The following is a 21,654-nucleotide window of genomic DNA, read 5'->3' as shown; positions in this document are numbered from 1 at the left end:
TTTTGATACGATTGAAGATAATATGCAGGTGTTTTTTCTTTAAGCAACGTAGGTATGCTATGTATTGACAATCTTTTAATCCCATTATTTTTACATGAATTTCTATTAATTTTTCATATCCTTCTTGTGTTATTTCTATTTCGATTTCATTAATTTGAATATGCCTATATAATCCAGCATATTTGATTCTAAGGTTGAGATTCCATTGTCTCTCAAATGATTCAATTATTAAACTTGCATTATTTATATTTACATTATGACTCCCTATGATAATTGCTTCTTGTGAAAAACGTTTGAAAAAATTGATTGTTTCTGAATGACTGATATTTTTGTCTGTTACCTTAGATTTCATATTTAGAAAAATGATTTATATGCATCAACGGGTAAAGGCGCATTACCTGCTTGTACGGGTGCTTGTGGGATGGGGAAGCGCTTGTTTACTTCCGACACTCGCATATCCAAATCGTCTTGTGTGGGTTTTTTCTGGGTACTTTTACGAGCGAGTTGCTTGATGAGTTTATCCCAATTATGACCATTTTCTGACTCTAGTCCGATGAGATATTTTGGAACTTTAATATTCTTTAATAGGGGAACTGAACCCTCATTTTTATTACTATAAGCAGGGTTAATAAATAAACATTTACCAGGTGGTAATTTGAGGAATTGAGCAGGCTCGAACAGCTTGCGAGTGCGTTCCTGCTCAGAAATACTTGTGCTGGCTTTACCGCCTCCCGTTGACCGAGATTTTTGCTTATACTTAATTTCTTCTTCACCGAGGTAAGCAGAAAATAATCGTGCAGATTCTTCTTCACCAGGATTAAATACAAATTTTGTACCACACGCACCAAGAATTGCTTTGGAGATTTCTTTACCGTAAATTTTCTCTAACTGTCCCATGTTTTGCCATCCAAGGATACCGCAGAATCCTTCACTTCGGGATTCGTTTAACCATTTAAATAGGTCAGGTAGGAAGATTGAGGGTAATTCGTCAACGCTAACTACCAACGGACCAGTCTCAAACCGCTTTTTAGCAATACTTCTGGCGACAGTCATGTGCATTATAGAGGTCATCAAGGGACCAACTGCATCGCGGCGTTCCCTATCCAGACCAAAGATAATCATTTGCTTGCGCTTGATTTCAAGTGGTAAGGTGGTTTTACCGATAAAGCAGCCCAGTGTACCCCTTGCCATAAACCGGGTGAACATTAGTGAAGCAGTACCGGCGATACCTGCTATAGTTTTTTCAGAGCCGGATGAGCTAAATAATTGACCAAAAGCAATCCGTATCCAAGGGTTTAATTCGGCAGCCATTAAGCGTTCGACCATCTTTTCACTTGACAAAATTGCCGCAGCAGTCATAATATCTGCTAGTTCACCGAATTCCTTAGTGAGCATGAGGATTGCTTGGGTTAGCTGGTCGCCCGCAGGACCGAAGAATGCGTCTTCCGAACCGCCGCCAAGCATACGGAAGTTCTTGTTGATCACAGTAGCCAATTGACGTGCCGTTTCAGCATCGCTACTATCGCGTAAGAAATCGATTGGATTGCATACCTCAGATTCAGGAAATCCCGGTGCAAATACGTGTACTTCGTAACCTTTAGACTTTGCGTAACTGGCTATCTTAGCCTGTGACGGGTACTTAAAATCATACAGGCAAATCCCAAACCCCTGGTCAATTGCCGAATAGAGCATAGGGTTGATAGCCGAGAATGATTTACCGCTACCTGGTGCGCCAATTACGGCAGTTCCACGTTGAACATCGGGTACGTAAACTGGGACTCCCCCACTTCCCTTGGGTAATTTTTGACCTTGGTATCTGTGTACTCCAATATACAAGCTGGCGCTATCGCACTTAGGAGAGGTAATTTGTTTCAAGGCTTTTTTCTTGGCTTGGGCAGTTTCCTTTGCTCCGCCCCAATAGCTAGTAGCAAGTTTGCCCTTCTTCCCCCCAGATAACATTTGCAGGAGAAATAGTGCTAATATCCCTCCTGCGAGTGCTAGTCCTTGAGGGGACATCAGTTGCTTGGTATACTTGCTGAAATCTAAGCTTGAAGTAGAGGGTTGAGCTTCTTGGGTTTGTTTAACTCGGACGGTCTTAGCTGTAGCAAAGTATAAATTATTCATAAAAGTTGGTGAGAATAAACATTGTTGCGATAAGCCGGAGGCTTGACGCGCTCGTCCTTCGGACACGCTGCTTGATGTGCGTATCGCATACTTCACGCCGAAGTGTGGTATCTGAGAAAACTTGATCCGGCTTAAGGGATTACCTTTTTAGGTACAGTCAGAGGTGTACCAAGGATGATGGGGTCCATTTCTTTGTACGTAAAAAATGGCACAGGACCAATGAAGTAGGGCGAGCATCCCAAATCAATAAAGCCGCCGCGCTTGCAGATGCGGAAGAACATAGCTGTAGTAATGCTACCGGATGCTTCGTTAATGTCCCAGATTACTTGCTTGAAAGCTTTGCCAAAGGGGTGGCGACCAGTAGGTTCTTTGCCGCCGTTGAGGTTGCCAAGTATCCCGAAGCCCCCCTTAACTTTTTGGAACTTGCCGGACATCCACTGCGCCCCGGTAAGGTTATCACTGCCTGCAACTTCTATGTGAGCGCAATTTTTGGTACAGGGAACGTTAAACCCTTCCTGGTAGCTGCCCGAAATTGACTTCCATCGGTTGGCTTCTACTTCCCGCAATGGTAGGTCAACCTTGCCAACAAAGCTCATGTCGGGGATGAGAATGCCGGGGAATTGATCAAAAGGCACATCAGCTAAACCTGGAACTAGACCAATTGTTGTATTCTGCCAGTTGTAAAATTTTTTGAGAGGGGCTGACTCGATGCCGGGGATGTCTGTAAGATTGTAATCGGAAAGTTTGATGTATTTGCCCAGTTCTGCTTGTTCCAGTTCGGGAAAAGTTTCAATTGCACTGCTGATTGTGCCGGAATATGGGCTTCCTGTTATTTCTTGGATGGCATCGTTAATAGGTGGGACATCGCTAACAAGCATATCGCCCAAGTCTGGAATGGAATCACTCAAGTTGGCGATAGTTTGCCAGTTGGTTAATTCCAGGCTATCTAATTTTAACTCTTTAAGGTCGATGCCAGTAATTTTTGCAATGTCTTTAAGAGATAGCTCTTCTATTTTGAATTCGGTAGCTTCAAAATCACCAAGTTCCATAACATCAGCCAAGCTTTGTCCTGCTTCCCAACTGCGTGTTTCCTTCATGCCTGGGTTTTTGATGTTGGGGAATTCGACGCTACCAGCTTCCCCAAATTTCATGTCTTTGAATGTTATGTTGATCCAATCAGGGGTTGGTGTGCCGTTAACGTATTTAGTTGCAAGGGATTGAGGCTTATTGGTTTGTTTTGTTTTATTTGTCGAAGTATTCAAATTTGAATACTTCGTGGGCACTGTTTGGGCTACTACTTTCTCTCCAAATAGGAGACTACCAATATTGTAGCTACCTCCAAACCGGATTAGTCCGTGTAGGGCGAGTCCTGCAACAAGTCCTGCTGCCATTAGGTAGCGTAAGGTGTTTAATTTTTTTATTCGATACTGAAGCGCTCGGTTGGGGACACCTGTGGTAATTTGCCCCTTTAAGGATACGACTGGTACGATTGCAGTTACTTCGGTTACTTCTGAAATTGAATTCAAGTTATCCATAGTTAGTTACTTAAAATTTTGATTTGAAATAAAGTCTGTTTCGGCTGTGGTTGGTGTTGTAGGTGGGTTATCGCGTCTTGCTGGTGGTAGTTCCAATCTTGCTTTTCCACCCAGTGACATGAGTTTTTCAACCAATTGCATTGATACTCCGGCGGTGCTGGCGGCGACGACAAGTTCCTCTCCAGAGGAACGTAACTCAACAAGTTGATTTAGCCGTTTCCAAAGCTTGCTATCAGTAGTAATCCACTGTTTTGAAACGGCAACTTGCATTCCTTTGGAAATATACTTGCTGTCGGATCTCGCTGCGTAATCAACTTTTGGTCTGACAATTTCTTCTTTAACTGCAGTATCATTAATAATTTCTAGTTCGCTGTATTCTGGTGTGCCGTTACCCAGTACTATGCGAAAATGATAGGTTTTTCTTTGCGACCCAGATTCTGTTATTACCGTCATGTGTGCGCCGTAGGGACTCTCAGGCAGACCTGGAATTTTTACTTTCTCAATTTGCCGGATATGAATGAGTCCTGCGCCAGTGTTGTTCTCTGAACACCTGCCTAACCCTTCGAGACATCCATCTACGTCAAAAACAAACCTTGACGGGTCATCTAACCAAATTTTTTTGATAATTTCTCTGGTGCTCAAGAACGAGATAGATACTCCATGTCCGGGCCACACCTTCACTGAAAGCAATTGAGCAGTTTCTCCCGATACCTGAGAAGCTGCGATTTGACGGACAGTATTTGCCAACACAGCTTGGTTTGGTGTAGCGAGTTGTGCGATTGCGCAAGGGATGATTAGACCGAAACAAACTATATATTTAGATTTCACAGTTTTAACGACCTATCGACTTTGACGGTGATTTTGGTATTTTTAGGAACATACCAGACTACAGTCCGGTTCATAATTTCATCAGTGGCACGCTCTGTACGCTTGCCAATTGTTTCGCCTAGTTTGCCGAATGCGCCTTGAACAAAAGCAGCTCCAATGTTACGTCTGTTATTACTGCTGCGTGTTACTGTTCCACCAAAAGGTATGTATTGTGTTACCTGTTCATCTGGCTTGTTGATGATTTCTCCTACCTTGGCAATTCCTGCTATTGCACCAAGAGTGGTATCGTACTTTGCGATTTCTGGCCCTTTGTCCTTATAAGGTCTGGCAATTAAAGGTTCACCACCTTCACCCAGGACAGAAATAGTTCCAGGAGATACTGGATATTCAGTTTCATCTTTGATAATCGCTGTAACTTCAGCATTGACACTGGACGACCCATCTACTGAAGTTATGGTTACAGTAAGAAGCGTACCTTTCTCAAGTGCGATTTCATCAGTATTGCTGTAAATTGGTTCGTCAAGTTGAGCGACAAAGCGCTGTGAAAGCTGTTGACGGCTGCCAGCTAATGTCTGGGGTAGTACTAAGGGGGTGACTAGCGTAGCACGGGCGAAAGAACCAATTACTAGATATTGTGCTTTCTTCTCCTCTAAAATTTGGGATTCTTCGGAGAGGTAATTATGTGCTACTTGCTGTCTGCCCTGATTTTCAGCTTGGCTTGTTGGTTGCCAACGGGGACGCAACTCTTCTACTTGATTGCTTGTATCGTTGCCATTGTTAATATTTTCCTGGTTAAAAGAGCTATTTCGGCGGCGACGGGGGGAGGGAGATGAGAGGGGGCGAGAAGTACTAGTATCATCTTGTGCAACAGTTCTTTCAGTTGTTGAAGAAGCAGTAGTTGGTGTTACTTCTGTATTTTTAGTGCTTACATACTGTACTCTACCCACACTGCCGAGATTACGCAGGCGTTCAATTTCTGCCAGTGGGTCTAATGCGACTTCTTGATTTTTTGTTAATTGAGGGTTTATTGTAGAAGCGACAAGTCTATTAGAACGGTTGCTGACATCACTTGCTGGTTGAGGACGCTCTTGTTGAACTTGTTGAATTGGTCGAAATGTCACCTGACCGTGCCTGGAGGAAGTAGCTATGGCAGGTTCTCGGTAGATGGTGCGTTGCTGTCTTGGTGGTGGTTCTGTGACTTTCGCGACGACAACGCGCTGGGAGGCTTCTCTTGGGGGAGCCGAATTTTTAGTTGTTTCTCTGGTTGGGTTATCTTTTCCTTTAACAGTAGATTTTTCTGTTGGTAATTCCTGTTCTGGCTTCTTCTCTTCTTTATTTTTTTCCTTACCATTGAGAGCCTCTAATTCTTCTTGTTGTTTAGCAAGAGCCAATTTAGCGTAGACATCCCCATCTTTTTGCTCAAAGGTGGTACTGGTGGGAGTGGGAGTGGGGGTAACTTCTGGTTTTTTGGCGGTTTGATTACCGCCGTTCATCATGCCGTTGAGGACAATGAACACGACTAGGAATGCTACTCCAAATGCGCCACCAATGATTCCTAAACGCGACCAAGGTGAAGTAACAAAATCGTGTTTATTGTTAACTGTTGCGGGGTCTTCTTCAGTTTCTAACTCTGGTACATCGGTATTTTCAGGATTTTTTAAATTTTCTTCTTGCTGTAAAAAAGTACTATTTATAGGCAATAATTCATCAACGTATTGAACTTTATGTTCGTTATGATTATTGCCATTGCTATTACCATTATTTTCTAATACTTGTGACATGGTATGAATATTTATAGAGGATAAAATTATTTTCTATTTTTCCCAAGGTCTAGCTCGACTATTTGGGTAATTTCCAATCCAGACTCTCTAGCAGAGTAAATTTTTTCTGCTAGCTCGGTTGTTTTTGGTGGTGATTGGGGAGTATCGATTGCTTCAACAGTAATCGTTTTATTAAAAGTAACGCCCCCACCTTGATTTTTATCGCGGTCAAATGTAACTAACGTAGCGATGAAATCTACTTCCCATTTACCATCACTAATTTTTCTTGGTTCAGACATGTGTCTGGGTATAAGAGATACTTGCGCGTTCCCATTAAATATTCCTTCTGGTATCATTAGAGCAAGCTTTTTGAGGAAGCTAGCGCGAAAGTCTTGACGTTCGGATAATGCAAATGCTGCTGACCAAGTTAGAGTTGGAATTCTTTTCCTAACGCCTTTATCAGTTTGAATCTCGATACCTTTATCAGGTTTGGTGAGAATTTCACCATTTTCTTTTGTTTCAATAAGTCCATTCCAATTGAAGATTTTTATCAGGCTGCCAGAGACAAACGTTTTAATTGTTTTGTCTGTACGTTCGTTAGGACCAAGTGACTTAGCTCTTCTAGTAGAACCGTCTTCTAGTTGTACAAAAGTCATTCCTTTGACATAACGGTTAATGCTAGATATCATTCCGAAGTTAATAATTAGTATTAAAAAAGTTAAAATTTGAGCTGATAGTAATCCAACAATTGCAATAGCAACTAGTGCAGGAACTGTCTCACCGTAACTAAGAAGTCGTGCAGGTTGGGATTTAGATCTTGATTTGAGCATAATAACTATTTATTATTTTTTAAGACTTTTAATGGCATCGACTATTTGTTGGGTTTGTGCGGTTTGAGTGGCTTGTGCGGCTTGAGCTTGTCTAGCGTTTACGTATGAGCTTGCAGTGGCGCTAAGTGTGTTGGCAGTGAAAATAGCTGTTGCAGCAGCTGCTTTACCTAGTCCAGTCCAAACAGCGAGTCCACCACCTGCAGCTAATGCGGATGCAAGGATGGGGGATACCAACCCAACAAAAAGGAGAAATATCATCGGTTGGTTTTCTTGGGAATTAGCAATTAACTGTCCGCACAAACCGACAATAATGTTGAAGCAGAGTTTTGCCATTCCGACTGAGAAATAGCCAGTTAACCAAGCGAAAATAGGTTTAGCTCCGAAGGGGAGTAGGGAACCGCCGACTGCCAGGGGACCAAGTAGGGCAGTTAGCAGCATGGTGAATTCTATTCCCCACTGGTAGGCGTTATTGAGGGCAAGTAACAGCGCGGCTACAAACCCGGTTATCATCGCACCGATCGCACTGGTGATAGAATTACCTATTTTTTCAGCGATTTGTCCGGGGGAAAGATTTGAGAGCGATCCTGCTGCATCTGATAGACTTTTGAGGGGGTCAAACTCCCAACTGTTGCTATCGGGTGCCTCTCCTTTAAATAGTTTAGGTGCAGAGGATTTGAGTTCGGCTTCTGCTTTCTGCAAGCACGTTATTGAGTCATTTGTGCTACCTGGAATTGAGCGGCATCTTTCCATTGCTGCTCCAACTTGTTGCTGTAGGGCAATATTGCCGACTGCTCGATTAAATGCTACTTCTAGGTTGGCTCCGGCAGCAGTAAATTCTAAAACATCATTATTGACAGTATTGATATAACCTCGTATGGCCAATGTCCCGCTTCTGAGGAAGGTGCCATTATTGGTTAGCAGCCCGATAACTATAATGGGCCATATCCAACTGGATAGGGCTTTCATGTCCTCTTGATTGATCCAGTTTTTACCCAATTCCACCATGTACAAGGTGAGTGTAGCGACTGCAAAGAACTGACCAACCTTGCACATTGAGCCATACAAGTTGCCGTTGAGCGTTTGTTCCCAGAGATTCTTAAATCCTTCAGCTGTTAATTGCGCTCCGGCGGCGGCATTTTCTAAAATGTCTTTTCCAAAATACGGGTCTGTTGCAATTACGAGGTCTAACATGTCATGCGTGGTATACCAGATGGAGGTTTGGTCATCTCTGTAATTGAGATGACCAATTGGTTAGGGTGAATTATTTATCGGCAGTAGTTTTGAGAGAGCTAAAGCCAGCAATTTCCATGTACTGAGCAGTTATACCGTCCAACATTAGGTTTTGACGGCGGCGATCGCTTGCCCCTTGTTCTGCAATTTGACTTAGCATCAAGTTAGTCTGCTGCGCGTCGTGTCGTTGTTGCAGTCCATCAGTACGCGATTGCCCAAGCATCGAGACAATTTGGGCGTTTTGGGCGGCAATTACCTTAAGGATGTTTTGCGAAGCATCCATGTCTTGAGCGCCCTTAGCTAAGTCTTGTGCATCAGCTACTGTTTCTTGGGTTGCTTCAATTTCATTTTTGGTACGTTCCTGACCTGCTTCTCCCAAAATGCTTTCAACTGTAGCCCGAGTGGTTTCGCGTTCCAGTTTGTTACCTGCTGCAACTGCACCCTCAACAGTATTGCTTTCGTTCCAACTACCCTTGTCTTTAAGTTGGTCTTTTAGTAGGTCTGCACCGCTAACGGGGTCTGGTAAACCCATAGTTCCGGTCGAGGTATTAGTAGCAGTTTTAGCTTCGTTTTTTAGTCCTCCCCACTTTTCATTTATTGCTGCGGTAAGTTCGCTTTTGGTTTCTTCAAAGTAACTGTTGAACTTGTTTAATACAGAGTTAAAGAAGCTGTTGATATTAAGCGAAATGGCATAACTAGGGGTTGCACTTAGTAGGGAAACCAGGACAATTGTTGACCCGATTATTACTCCCTTTTTTGGTGGAAATTTGAACAATGATTTCATACTTTTATCTGGAAAAATTAACCAATGTGGCAATTGAAAATAAGCCACTTATTTATGAATTATTGATAGTTGTCATGTTGATACTTTACTTTTTGTTAATATTCCTTCTTTACTAGGTACTAGTTTTAATTGCTTATTGTTATTTTTATCCAGTAGTTCTTTAGCTTCTTCGCTTAGTTCATCCCCTCGAATCATCTGTACGTAGCTTTCTGAAAATCTCACCATTCCCAGCATTGGATTAGCAGCATATTTATTGAGGAACAGAGTGCGTAATTCTTGCTCGTTCGGGTTGTTTGCTACTGCGGCAAGTAAGCAATAAGCAGGGTAATACCTACAGAAAGTGAGCTTGCCATTGTCATCAAGTAACCACTGAGAGTAGATACTTTCGCGTTTGGGGAAAAATGCTTCGGTTGAGTTGCATGAGATAATTTCATAGGGATACTTAAATCTAGCTACAAATGGGTCAACAGCTGATGTTTGAATTCGACCAATAAGTCGAGTGGTGAGGTTAGCAAATATTTTGGGAGCAGACTTACTTTGGAAAATACTTTCAGGTTCTTGAGCAGATAAAATCACACGAATACCAGCTTTAGCACCGTTAGCGCAAAGTCTACCAATTAGCTCGGCTATACTCTCGAAAGAAAAGAGAATCGGTGCTTCATCCAGGAAGAAGATACTTACTTTAGATGACAATGCTCTACGTAAAGCTGCCGCATAGGCGCTTAGTGCGAGAACTGCTGCATCGGCTTCGCTACCAAGTGAACGTAGAGCAAATACGAGTAGTCGAGCATCAGTTCTAAAACTAGAAGGACGGGCGATTGATTGCCCTACTCGTGAGTTTAACCAGAACTTTAATCGTAAACGTATTTGGTCTAATGCGTCAAGAATCTCTTTACTATTATTTGTAATTGAATCAAGCTTGATAAATCCAGGTGAACAGTAGTTGTAAAAATCTTTGAGTGTTGGGATATCGTTCCACTCGCTTGTACCTACACCATTTTCTAGGGCAAGTTTGTATCTGAGTTTGATGTCCGAGTCGTTAAAGAAAGTCTCTATGGTTATAGTGATAATACTTTCGATATTTGAGATCATTATGGGACTAACACCAATTGGATTAGTGCCTAGTACCATTGTCATAAGAGTAGATTTTAAGAATTCCTTAAAATCTGTCATTCTTTCCTTAATAACTTCTGGTTCATACCCCCTTAAATCAGGTAACTCAAATAGGTTATTCGACTCTTTTGAAATATCAAAATACGCCCCTTCAGATCCCATAAATTTGGTATAGTCGGTAAATGTGGAACTACCATCAGGTTTGGGATAATCGAGCGCAATCACGGGAATACCCTGAGCAAGAGCTGGTGTTAATAAACCTGCTACCAGTACAGATTTACCAGCCCTAGTTGTACCAAATACGGCTAGGTTTTTATGTTGGTTGTAGAGGTCGATATGTACGGGGGTACCACCTTCTTTTGCAATGAGTTCAAACCCGTGTTTATCTCCTGTTGCTGTTCGTACCAGGGGCGCAAGTCCTGGTACTTCAGATGAGAAATAGGGAAGCCTGCGATTGAAGGGTTTAGTAAGCAAGTTTTCCCATATAATAGGAGTAGTTTGCAACCAAGTTTTCCAGGCGTATTCGAGTTCTCTATCAACAACGGCGGGGCGTAAGAAGCAGCTAGAAAGATATTTGCAAGCTTCGTCAAGTGAGGATCGGCTATCTCGGTGTACGCAAAAAACGACGGCGGTGTGGATGGGGATGTTACCTCTGAGGATGGTTTCTTGAGCCCGCACTGCTTCCGAGATGTTCATGTTAGCCTTTACATCGATGCTGCCTTTATCACTGGACATGGCGCTTGATGTAATTGACTGTTTGGTGATGCGCTGGAGGGCAGTTTTGGCAAGTGCCTGGTTAGCTTTTGTAAGTTGGCAGATGATTTCGGTGTCGGAAATTTTCTCTTTGGAGAGAACTTCCCAGAGATAGCGTAGCTGGGCATATTCATCTACCCAGCCTTGGGGCTTCTCGCTAAATTGGAGTACGCCGGTATACTTGTCTTGTAGCTTTACCCAATTGCGATGAAGAAAGGGAATAGATTTTTCGTTCAAGAGCATCAAATGACGAATGTGGAAATCGCTAGTTTGAATTTCTCGAAGTCCCTCTTCATCTAATATTAGAGGGTTAGGAACTTTGGGGGCATCGCTACGGTTAAACTGATTCCAAAGAATTGACCATACTTCCTCACTTGTGACTGGTTGTACTGAAAGTCCCATTGAGTTGGTAAAAAGTTGCTCCCACCTTTGGAACCCGGAGGTAAAACTATCTCGTAGGATTGTTTCGATTCGTTTTTGCCGGACATCGTGAATTTGACCTGTAAACTGGAACCAAGCGTTTTGCAACTGTTTGATAGTTTTTTCAATCGCGTCATTTGAGCGACTGTCAAGAGAAGCGAGAACGCTATAGGTACACCAGAAGCGTAAGAACTTATTTTTACGGGTTCCTGTTTTGGTGAGTTCTTTTGCTCGCAGGCGTTCCGATCGCACTAGCAGGGTTAGTTGCTCTAGGTCACATTTATCTTCTATTTTCTTGAGTTCTTGCTGGCGGAGGAAGTCATCAGTAAACGAGCCAAGGTGAATTGTCAAGGTTTCGCGTTCGGGTAGTTCCTTGAGTCCTCCTTCAATATTTTCAAAAATGGGGATAATTTGTTCTTCTGGCAGAGATGGGTGAATTCCTTGTACGTCGAAGCAAAACTTGATTTGGATATCTTCTTTTTTTTGTAGGATGAGTGCGCCAATATCCTTGCGTCCACCCAGCGAAATGCTTGCTATTCCTGCTATGTGGGTGATATCTTCAAAGGGTGTAAGGTTTTTGACTACTCCTAATTGTTCTGTATCTAAAGACTTTTTGCCAACTTTGTTTTTGGGCTGAGTCGAAGTCATAGCAGTCTATCTGCGATAATTACTGGAATTGATTAGGGTGCGTTTTTTGGGTTTACGCTTTTTCTTGGGTTCAGACCGTGGCGGGTTAACTAGAGACTCAAAGGGTTTATAACCGCGAGATAGTCTAGGAGTACCAACAAATTTACCGAAGAAGGCTTTATTGGAACTTACAGTCCACCAGGTTGCCCATCCCCAGGCGATCGCTATTCCTGTAGCAAACCAAGATTGTTGCATAAAGCCCTTGACTACCATGTACATGATTAAGGCAATGGCGGACCAAGGGACAATTTGATCGGCAGGAAACGGTCCGAGGCGCGGCTGTTCTCCAAGGATGCGGTTGACAGTACGGAATTCGTATCGTGGCTTGTCCATTTTTGTTTTTTTTATAGGAGCGATCAAGCGATCGCTCCTATCAATTTCAAATAGACGTTTCGTTGTTTTGCTTAACCGCCAGCACCGCCAGTGCCGACTACTAATCCAGCAAGAATGTCACCAACTACAACAGTTATAGCCACAATAATTGGTGTTCTAGCTATGGTTTGCCAATCTTCATCGTTTCTTGCTGCTTGCACAACCCTTACTAAACCGATTCCCAAGTAAATGAGGAACAAACCTCGTAATACAGCAAAGATAAAACCGATAACTTGGGTGTCAATGTTCGGAAAGTAGGAAGCGTTTTTGAAAAACGTTTCTGCGTTATTCATAAACTGGGCATTGGCGGGAGCAGTTGCAAAATCTAACATGAAGATTGTACCCACCAAGCAAAATAAAACGGTGTAGATATTCACGCCGTATTTGCGCTGCATACGCTCGAAATTGGTAAGCAGGCTGTTTGCTTCTTTCGGTAGCAGTGCAATGATTGCAGTTCCAAAAGCCAGTGATGCCATTAACATATTGTTGATGGAAATATCGACAATCATCAAGCCAGTGCCAACTACCATTAATCCGGCAATTGTACCACTTTCTTTCCAAGTTCTCTTGCGGCGAACGGGAACAGAATAACCATATTCTTCTTCATAGCTAGGTACGCGATCTGCCTTTGGCAGCAGCGCTTCCGCAGAGCGGACGCTATCGCGAACGCTATCGCGTTCAAAATCTGGTTCGTAGTGCATTTTCATAGGTAAGTGCTTCTAAAAAAAGAGTGCTTCTTCTGCTGAAAGAACTATTTTCTAAAGCTTTGAAGCTTGTGTGTTTATTCTATGTGTTTGATACTCGTGTATACATCTAATCAATTTCTGATTTTTAGTAATTTTTAGGTTATAAAAAATCTCAATACTTATCAGAAAAATGTTGATATATAATCAATAAAAACTAAAGCAATACACTTTTTTTAAATGTTTACCCCCGGTAGAATTCCTACCGGGGGTTATATTTACGCTTTTATATTTGAAGGTGAGTAAAATGCAGTAATTTTTACCTTGCACTAAGTAGTACTGCTCTTGATTCACTTAACAAAGGTCAAGTCAATTTTTTTACCTACTTGTAGATCGAGCGTTTTGATACTACCTGCTGGTAACTCGATTACCTGGTTAATTGGATGTATTGAACTATACTTTTGACATTCTTTATGACAGGGAGGAGCGTTGGTGACAATGTTTTTAACTACTCCATCTTTTAGAAATATCATATCTAAAGGTACGTAGGTATCTTTCATCCATAATTTTACTTCTTCTGGTTTATTAATTACAAACAACATTCCGTGATTTTGCGGTATATGGGAGCGAAATTTTAGTCCATATGCAAGTTCCTTCTCACGACGAGCTACTTCTAATTGAATTGTTTGGTTTTTGGCTTTGAAGATTGCGCTAATGGGGAGTTTTTGTGGTTGGCAAGACCAAAAGTGCAGCGCTAAAGGTAAAGCTGCAAGGGCTATGCCAGCTACAGGACCAATAAAATTGAGTGTTTTGAGAAATATTGGAATATTGTTTTTAAAGACTGCTTGTTTGCCAGTCTGATGATTTGTTGTTTGCATGATTTAAAATTAAAAATTGTTACAATTACAGGTAAATAAGTTGAGGAATTAAGGTGTTTTAGAGTTGTTCTAATGGATAGCGTTTGGTCAACGTGAGGCAGTAGAGTTAGTAAAGAACTTTACAAGCCAGTAGAACTCTTTTGGTGGTGAACACTAACTGAAAATATCGATGTTTCCAACAGCAAACTTGCTTTCATCAAAGGGGCTAGATGGTAAGGCTTGCTGGTCTGCTTTGTTACGCATAGATTCGACTCTATCAGCTTCTCTAATGGCAAGTGGGTTAATCTGCCGACGTTCTTCCAGTATTGCTTCAATAGTAAGTTCTAAGGGTGGGATATCTTTATTGGCATAGGTGTCTTCGGCTACTGTATCGCAAAAAATGGTGGCTGCGGCACGCTCGACAATTGTTTGGATTTCTGCTCCCACACAGCGGTTGGTGGCTTTGAGGATACGCCGCCATTGTTCTTCATCCCAAGGGTCGCCGTCGTTGTGGAAGCGCTTGTCGAACCGAGCAGCATGAAGCTTAAAGATGGTATGGCGTTCGCCGTTGTTTGGCAAATCAACTTTGTATAGGTAGTCGAAACGTCCGGCGCGGGTAAGTTCTGGGGGCAACCATTCCATGCGGTTGACGCTGGCAATGACGATCGCATCGCTCGTGCGCTCCTGCATCCAAGTTAAAAGCTGACCTGCAAGGCGTCTTGCTAAGTCATCGTCTCCGGCAAAACCCTTATCAAAGTCGTCAAAATAAAGTATAATTTGATTTAATCTATCAACTAAGTGTAAGAGGCGTTTTAGTTTAATTTCTGCTTGGTTGCCAAAGCTTCTGAAGTTACCCCAATCGACCATGATCAGGGGAATGCCCATATTTTGGGAACAGGCTTTAGCCGAGTGTGATTTTCCCGTCCCTGGTGGTCCTACAAGCATGATACCCTTGGGTACGCGTAAATTGTATTGTTTGGCACGCGGGGAGAGGAGGCGCTTGAACTTCTTGAATGATTCCTGCATGAGTTCTAAGCCTCCTAACTGGACTTTTGGCGGTGGTAAGAACTCAATGTTGTACAGGCGATTAAGTAGTTGAACTTTTTGCTGGAGGAGTAATTTGCCTACTTCTTCTGAATTTGAAACCGAACAGCTTTTTTTGATTTTTTTAAGGCAGGAAATAATATCTGATATATAGAGTCCCATTCCAGATTTGGCAACCTGTAACCAATCTTGCGCTGTACAATTTAGGTTTAGTATCTTGCTGTCTTTTAAAGCTTGAGTAATTTCTCCTACATCAGGTAATTCCTGTATCCACAATGGGATTTCTGCTGCTATTTCGCTTGCTATCTCGGCGTTTGGTCCCAGCATTATAGTAGTTTTACCGCTATCTTCGTTATAAAGCTTGAGGTTAATTAGCGACGACTTAATCCACTCCGATACAATAAAAAAATCGGTTTCTTGATGATTATTTTCTTTTATCCAAGGGTAGATATTCTCAACGATTAATATCCCTTTACCAGAATAATCCTTCCAGAAATTGAGTACTTTAAAATAGTCTTCTTTATTTTGTTTGACGGTAGGTTTGTAGTCGTCGAACTCCCGCAAAACGAGATTTTCTTTCGTGTTGACGGTTAATTCTTTAATACTGTCCTCATTTAGATTCCATATGTAAGCTTTTTTACCTGCTTGCTGGCAGTAAGCAGCGAGCCGGGTGAGGAGGCGGTAGCGTTCTTGGAGAGGGGATTCACAGGCGATTAGTGGGTAGTTGTCTCCAAGGAGTTCTTCAAGGTAATTGAAGCTTGATTGCATTAACGGGTTTGCATAACGTGACTATCCGTGCATCTTATATAAATGACACTGAAAATGCATCGAACTCAATTCTGATTTTTAACTTCATAAAAATCAGAAAAATGTTGAGGGAGATAAGCAGTAGTTAGTAACAAAAATCTAAATCTAGTTAGTTGTCTTGAATAATGTTGAGATGGCAAGATGATGTGACTAAGAAGTAAAGTGTATCAAGCTTTAATAAAGTTTTTTCCTTTAGATGTAAAGTTTTTTATTTTGGAAGTAGCAAATGGCGGTAACTCCTATATTCCCTATCTTGATAATTCCTGAACTAGTAACTACTCGTTCTGAGTTTGCACCTTTAGTGTACCCATCCGGTACTGGTAATGCTCCTATCGGCGCGAGTGAGGGGTTGTTTGGTAATGTCCTAGCTCATTACTTTGGACAGATAGTTTTCCCGCAGCAGCTGATGCTACCACCAGGACACGAACTTGCATATACGGCTGATTTCCTGGTAGTTGAGCCATCTTTGGGATTGCATCTGGACATTGAAGTTGATGAACCTATCTCGTTTGCAACTGGTAAACCCACCCATTTTATTGGGGACGACGATTACCGCAACAAGTGCTTCAAAGAAGCTAATTGGGTTGTTGTTCGATTAGCGGAAGAACAGGTTTCCAGTCAGCCGGAGCGATGCTGTCGTTTCATCGCCAACGTGATAGCTCAATTAACCGGGAATAAAACTTATTCCTCAAAATTCAAAGATATCCCGAAGTTAGATACTATCAAACAGTGGTCGTACCGTCAAGCTTTGAATCTAAAGAAAGGTAACTACCGCCAAGGTTACTTAGCAGCGAGGAAGTAGTAGAGTTTTTATTTTTTATCTTTGGATTTGAAACATGATTCAATATTTTGCTGGAGCGGAAGAAAACTGCAATCTTCTGTGCGATCGCTCTTAAGCCAAAGGTAGCCTTCCGTAAGGAAAGGCTCTTCGGCTGTGTGCAAGAGCGATCGCCTGTAGTGCGGTATCTTTTTGGTAGCGGAGTTTCAAGATAACAATCCTACTTCTTTTAGTTTCAATTCATAATTGGTAATATTTTCCTTGCTTTCCCATAACTTTTGCATTGCCAAGTAAAATCTTTGGAACATTGCGGGATTTTCTTCTTGAAGTTGATTTAGCTTTGTTTCTAGACTATCTGCTAAAGTGTCTGTATCTATATTTTGTAGTTCAATAGTGTTGAACCCTACGCCACAAACTATTTCCCTAATTAGAGAGTTCAATGAAGGAAAAGTTTCATTATTTTTCAAACTTAGACCAATTATACTTAATTCTTCTCTGGTAAACTTTTCCATATTTTATGTTATTGATATTACTTTATAATATATTCGATAAGTTTTCCTTTGTCATCGAAAAAAAAATAAAGTATCGTGCATATAATCTGATATAAACAAACCGTTGAAATAGTTGAGTATTTGAGGAATGGTTGCTTTTTGCTTGGGCGTGAACGGGTGGTAGGCTTTTGCAGTTTTCTGTTTGCTCATACCTGTTAACTATACGCAAAAATCAGCTTTGTTGCTTTCATCAATAAAGAAAGCTACCCCGGAGGCGAGGTAGATGCGTGGAAACATTAGTTAGCCTAAGAAGGAAAGCATATACTCCCCTACTCTGTCAAAATCTTGTTCTTCTAACAATGGTTCACCGTTGGGACAAGTGGTAGAAACATTATTTCTTTCTTTGTAGTGGTATTGTGATTCATAACTAGCTGTAGTACAAAGCGACTCAAAGTCTTTACATGGTGTACTACAAGGCGTACAGTAACTAGGATTAACAGCACAGTAAAAAGCAAAATCATTAGAGAAGAATTTACAGCAACTACAAGTCAGCATAACTTTACCTAACAACTACGTCTTGAGGAGCGAATCAAAGCTTTAATTTCATCCAATGTGACTGCTTTATTATTTCCCATCATGAGAATCCTTGTCCTGCTTTAATACAAACCCACTTGTTGTCAGAGTGCCTTTCCCAAGTTGCATCCCATAAGGGTGCTTCCATTACTAGTTTCCAATTTCCTGGTTCTTTCTGGGCAATTTTCTCAAACTCGGCAAGTGTTTTTGGTTCACAAACTTCAATCTCACCATCGTAGTAAGTTTTCCCGTTTTTAATGATTTTGGCTGTTCCAAATCCTACTTGAATTACTGTATCTAGGGGGCAAATACTACCGATTGGATTGCGAGAAGTGCCAGTTGTGTTTAGATGATAACTCATTGTAAAAAACTTATGAACGTTTCTTTATAATGAGCATTAGCTATTGGTCGTGGTCTAACTATTTGTGCATACTTGAACTACCGTGACCAACAAGAGTCGAGGTATGGACACGGATTCCAAGAGTCTTAGCTAGTTGACTCTTGGACATCCCGATCAAAGCTATCAAACAAGTTCAACTGCGTATATGATGGTACTTGAGTCTTGCGTTTTGGTTTAGCCTTTGACTTCACCTCTACAAGGACACTTTTCACCGTCAGTAGTCGTAATTGTCGATGTTTGACTGTTGAATTAGCTGGGTTGCTAGGCTCATCCCTCGATTCGGATGATGCTTGCGGTTTTTCAACCGTTTCCTTAGCCGTTACTTCCGGGCTGACCACCCGTAGGGAGTCGATTCCAAGCTTTTCTTTGCCACGATGACCCTGATTAAGAGCGCCCGTGGTGTCTGCGTCGGCGGAATATGAGCATTCCTCGCATACAAACTTTTCTTTGTCCCGGTTATCCTTTGAAGTGTGGTGGCATTCAGGACATTCAAGCGATGTGTACTTGGGGTCAACCTCAATAACATGGTTGCCCAACTTTGCTGCTTGATGCTTCGTTTTTTGACGTAGCGAATACCACGAGGCATCACTAATCGCTTTATTCAAACCTGCCTTTGCCGCCTGCCCATTTTTAACGTACCTACCCGTCTCTGGGTCAATTTTGGGCTTGCAGCGCAACTTCATCGCTTTAATGTTTAAGTCTTCAAATGCTGTAATATCAGCGTTTCCAGCTATTTTTTTGGCAGCCTTCCACTGATAATCTTCGCGTTGTCTGCGTATTTTTTGATGAGTGTGCGATAGTCGCTTAGCTCATATCTTGCACCTCACAGGAAAAACCACTAATACCCAAATAGGTGTGTAAGAAATTAACACTGTTATCAGGAATGAGCTTACGCCATAAAGAGTAGTTTTTATTACTTAATTAATGATGGTATTACGGAAAAGAGAAGAACACGGGCGATCGCCAACTTGGGAAAGTACCTGGATTTGCACTCATGACCCGAAATATGAGAAAAAAGGGCGTGAAAAGCATATAGAAAAGCAAGAACAATGGAATCAATTCTTGCCCACGCCCAAGGGCTAGTTTACACCCTGCTATCGTTGATGCCTTCTACATACCAACAACAAAACCTAGAAGCGATGTTGGGGCTATTTTTGGAGGCGCAAGGACATCCGCTACCTGAACATAGTAAAAGTAAGTCACCTAGCGCATTAAGCCGATTTCTTAATGTCTACGATTGGTCAACTACGGATGTGATTCGCACCGCTCGCAACCGTGTCCCTCGCGGAGATTTTATCTGAGCGAACATTGGGGCGCAAACCATTTTTGCAAGTGATTATTGACCTGACAACGAGGCGAGAAGTTTGGAAAATTTAAGGAATTTGAAAATTTAATCCGCGTATACAACGGAAAACGAGGTTTACACTTGGTTGTGATGTATTTGGTTGTTGGTCGGTGGCGAATTCCTTCTCCTTACGGAGACGCTACGCGAAGGAATTTCCGTGTATGGAGAGGTAAAGGAACTTCTTCCCCAGCACAATTGGGATTAAAGTTGGTCAAATGTTTGCCTAAAAAACTAACCAAACACTTCCAGGTAATGATTCTTGTAGATACAGCCTTTGGGAGTGTGCAATTTATACATGGTGTCCGAAAGCGAAAATACCACGTAATTGTTGGCATTGCTTGTACCCGTAAGTTGGTTGATGGGCGCTCTGTTGCTCAATTACACAAGCGAGGACAACAGCTTCGCCTTCAGGGTTTGAAGTTTCCTGTCTACGTATCCTGGTACTATTTTAAACGTCATGATGGCAAGTATAAAAAACGATTTGTCATTTCAACCAAAGCTCTTAAAGCCAGCACCATTTCTTGGTGGGGCAAACGACGTTGGCAAATAGAGGGTTGGTTTAAAACTGCAAAACACCGTTTCGGCTTGCACCGTTTTGGTGAGTCAGCGCTGCAGGAGGGTTTCCCTCCGTAGGCGACTGCGAACCCGAAGGGACAAGGAACACTTTTAGGTGTTTATCGTTGGTTGGTATTGTCCCTTATTTCTTATGTTTTAGCGCATTGGGCTTATTTATCCACAGCGTTGGCGGAGCGTGCCCAAAGGGCATTCGCCTCTACAAATCTACCTGATTGGGGACAAGCCGCAGAAATCGCGTTCCAAACTATATTTCCACACTTCGTGGTGTTACTTCTTTTACAAGACATTGAACGCCTGAGAGATTTGGCACTTAGTCAAGGAATTGACATTCAACTGAACAGGTGCAAGATCTGAGTTAGCCGCCTTTTTGCGATTGTTGGAGCCTTTCTTTTTACGAGACACGCGACGCTGCCTAATCCTAAGAATGCGCTCTGATTTCTTGAGAAACTGGGGATTCCCAATCATTGTCCCATCACTTAAAGCGACCAGCTTCTTGATACCTACGTCAGCCCCTTGAATTGTCTGGCATTCTTGTAAGGGTTTGACAGGAATATCGGGGACAGTCTCATCTCTAAGCAACACCGCAACATACCACCCATCGGCATCACGGCTAATAGTTACTGTTCTGACTTCCCAACTATCAGGAATTTCACGAGACTTAAAAAACCGCATTGTTCCCAACCCAGGAAACTTAATATAATTATTATTAATTACAACAGTTCCAGGCGGAAATTCAAACGTCACATCCTTATGTGGCTTGAAGTTTGGGTATCCAGCTTGACCCGAAAAAAACTTGTTAAAAGCCGCATCAACATGCCTTAAAGACTGTTGCAATACATTGGCGTTGACCGCTTGATACTCCAGATTTTCTTGCTTAAACTCTCTCAACCAATTGCTGTGCATTTCAAAAGCACTTCTTTTTGGCTGAAAGGGCTTCAACTTTCCATCCTTCCCTGGTTTAGCTCGGCGGCGAGAGGGAATATCCTCTTTCCAAGGATTGCCCAGTGATGCTGATTTACTTACGGAGCAATGTAATGGGCTGGTTAAAGTCAGTGTTGTTAAATCACAGTACAGAAACTCAGCACTAATTTCTCGTTTGGTGTACAAGTCACAGTAATTCCCTTCAACGAAAGTATTGCTATAAGCCGCTATTCTGTCGCCTAAAGAGCGGTTTTGGATATAACCAATTTTGTACTGCCAAGAGTCCATTGTTGATTCTTGCTCTTTATTGGGACGCAACTTAAACTTATAAGCTATCTGCAACTTGCTCACCTACTTGAATTCTTACTTAATATACTATTTAGTATATCAGTATCTTCTATTTTATGGAACCAGGAATCGGAAAAAAAAGAACAAGAGATCAGCCCGTCTTCTATGACGAGAAAAAGCAGAAATATACAATAACCCTAACCCCAAAGACTTGGAAAAAATTGCAGGCATTGGCTGTTGATACGGGAGTAAGCGCCAGCGAGTTTATAGAGCGCACCATTCGAGCGATTGACAGTGATGACTCGGAGATTTGACCTAAGCTAAGCTGCCTCATTACCTGTTCGACCTGGGGTCAAAATTGGTAATGAGGCGTTTCGTTTTTGTCTCGCAATTCACCTACAACCACAGCGATGCCAAGGTTGCAGGTGAATTGCGGCTTCCAAATAGGCGACTTG

Annotated in this window: 16 protein-coding genes and 3 pseudogenes; 2 read left to right on the top strand and 17 right to left on the bottom strand. The window is 42.1% G+C overall.

Features of this window, described 5'->3' with window-relative positions; genetic code table 11:
• Nucleotides 1–4: 4 nt before the first annotated feature.
• From PI95_RS37420 to PI95_RS04405, 13 genes and pseudogenes are all read right to left on the bottom strand, one after another.
• Nucleotides 5–352 (bottom strand): annotated as a pseudogene (locus tag PI95_RS37420) (relaxase/mobilization nuclease domain-containing protein); the annotation flags it as partial.
• 2 nt (nucleotides 353–354) lie between these two features.
• On the bottom strand, nucleotides 355–2,124 hold the full coding sequence (locus PI95_RS04460; RefSeq protein WP_039744467.1) for a type IV secretory system conjugative DNA transfer family protein: 1,770 nt from the start codon (nucleotides 2,122–2,124) through the stop codon (nucleotides 355–357).
• Between the two features lie 131 nt (nucleotides 2,125–2,255).
• On the bottom strand, nucleotides 2,256–3,659 hold the full coding sequence (locus PI95_RS04455; RefSeq protein WP_039744465.1) for a hypothetical protein: 1,404 nt from the start codon (nucleotides 3,657–3,659) through the stop codon (nucleotides 2,256–2,258).
• 6 nt (nucleotides 3,660–3,665) lie between these two features.
• Complete coding sequence (locus PI95_RS04450; protein ID WP_052324939.1) at nucleotides 3,666–4,487, bottom strand: hypothetical protein; 822 nt, start codon at nucleotides 4,485–4,487, stop codon at nucleotides 3,666–3,668.
• Entirely contained in the window at nucleotides 4,484–6,268 is a 1,785-nt protein-coding gene (locus PI95_RS04445) for a TrbI/VirB10 family protein (RefSeq protein WP_039744462.1), read from the bottom strand. The genes PI95_RS04450 and PI95_RS04445 overlap by 4 nt, the downstream gene beginning before the upstream one ends.
• 26 nt (nucleotides 6,269–6,294) lie before the next feature.
• Nucleotides 6,295–7,077, bottom strand: a complete 783-nt coding sequence (locus tag PI95_RS04440; RefSeq protein ID WP_039744460.1) for a hypothetical protein — start codon at nucleotides 7,075–7,077, stop codon at nucleotides 6,295–6,297.
• 12 nt (nucleotides 7,078–7,089) lie between these two features.
• Nucleotides 7,090–8,268: a hypothetical protein gene (locus PI95_RS04435; protein WP_052324938.1), complete on the bottom strand. Its 1,179-nt coding sequence runs from the start codon at nucleotides 8,266–8,268 to the stop codon at nucleotides 7,090–7,092.
• Nucleotides 8,269–8,338: 70 nt separating this feature from the next.
• Entirely contained in the window at nucleotides 8,339–9,091 is a 753-nt protein-coding gene (locus PI95_RS04430) for a hypothetical protein (RefSeq protein ID WP_039744762.1), read from the bottom strand.
• 72 nt (nucleotides 9,092–9,163) lie between these two features.
• The gene (locus tag PI95_RS04425) at nucleotides 9,164–12,025 is read right to left on the bottom strand and encodes a putative type IV secretion/conjugal transfer ATPase (protein ID WP_039744459.1); all 2,862 of its coding nucleotides are present in this window, start codon (nucleotides 12,023–12,025) and stop codon (nucleotides 9,164–9,166) included.
• A gap of 6 nt (nucleotides 12,026–12,031) precedes the next feature.
• Complete coding sequence (locus PI95_RS04420; RefSeq protein WP_039744457.1) at nucleotides 12,032–12,397, bottom strand: hypothetical protein; 366 nt, start codon at nucleotides 12,395–12,397, stop codon at nucleotides 12,032–12,034.
• A 71-nt stretch (nucleotides 12,398–12,468) separates the two neighbouring features.
• A complete protein-coding gene (locus tag PI95_RS04415) occupies nucleotides 12,469–13,143 on the bottom strand; it encodes a hypothetical protein (protein WP_236116928.1) in 675 nt (224 codons plus the stop codon).
• Nucleotides 13,144–13,469: 326 nt separating this feature from the next.
• A complete protein-coding gene (locus PI95_RS04410; RefSeq protein ID WP_039744455.1) occupies nucleotides 13,470–13,997 on the bottom strand; it encodes a DUF192 domain-containing protein in 528 nt (175 codons plus the stop codon).
• A gap of 153 nt (nucleotides 13,998–14,150) precedes the next feature.
• Entirely contained in the window at nucleotides 14,151–15,788 is a 1,638-nt protein-coding gene (locus tag PI95_RS04405) for an ATP-binding protein (protein ID WP_039744453.1), read from the bottom strand.
• 265 nt (nucleotides 15,789–16,053) lie between these two features.
• Here PI95_RS04405 and PI95_RS04400 point away from each other — a divergent pair, with 265 nt between their 5' ends.
• Nucleotides 16,054–16,629 carry a hypothetical protein gene (locus PI95_RS04400; RefSeq protein ID WP_039744450.1) on the top strand — a complete coding sequence of 192 codons (576 nt, stop codon included), beginning with the start codon at nucleotides 16,054–16,056 and terminating at the stop codon, nucleotides 16,627–16,629.
• A gap of 182 nt (nucleotides 16,630–16,811) precedes the next feature.
• Here the strand turns inward: PI95_RS04400 and PI95_RS04395 are convergent, their stop codons facing one another.
• From PI95_RS04395 to PI95_RS04385, 3 genes and pseudogenes are all read right to left on the bottom strand, one after another.
• Entirely contained in the window at nucleotides 16,812–17,117 is a 306-nt protein-coding gene (locus tag PI95_RS04395; protein ID WP_039744448.1) for a hypothetical protein, read from the bottom strand.
• 613 nt (nucleotides 17,118–17,730) lie between these two features.
• Nucleotides 17,731–18,030, bottom strand: coding sequence for a hypothetical protein (locus tag PI95_RS04390; protein WP_039738403.1), 300 nt, complete (start codon nucleotides 18,028–18,030; stop codon nucleotides 17,731–17,733).
• Between the two features lie 125 nt (nucleotides 18,031–18,155).
• Nucleotides 18,156–18,863, bottom strand: a pseudogene (locus PI95_RS04385) (RNA-guided endonuclease InsQ/TnpB family protein); the annotation flags it as partial.
• A 255-nt stretch (nucleotides 18,864–19,118) separates the two neighbouring features.
• On the opposite strand from PI95_RS04385, the pseudogene PI95_RS04380 reads away from it, so the two are divergent.
• Nucleotides 19,119–20,290: pseudogene (locus PI95_RS04380) on the top strand (transposase); the annotation flags it as partial.
• Here the strand turns inward: PI95_RS04380 and PI95_RS35570 are convergent.
• Nucleotides 20,267–20,662: a transposase gene (locus PI95_RS35570; RefSeq protein ID WP_236116931.1), complete on the bottom strand. Its 396-nt coding sequence runs from the start codon at nucleotides 20,660–20,662 to the stop codon at nucleotides 20,267–20,269. The pseudogene PI95_RS04380 and the gene PI95_RS35570 sit on opposite strands and share 24 nt — an antisense overlap.
• Between the last annotated feature and the right edge of the window lie 992 nt (nucleotides 20,663–21,654).

This window comes from Hassallia byssoidea VB512170, from assembly GCF_000817785.2.
Lineage (GTDB): Bacteria > Cyanobacteriota > Cyanobacteriia > Cyanobacteriales > Nostocaceae > Hassallia > Hassallia carrinoi.
This window is presented reverse-complemented; position numbering and strand designations above follow the sequence as displayed.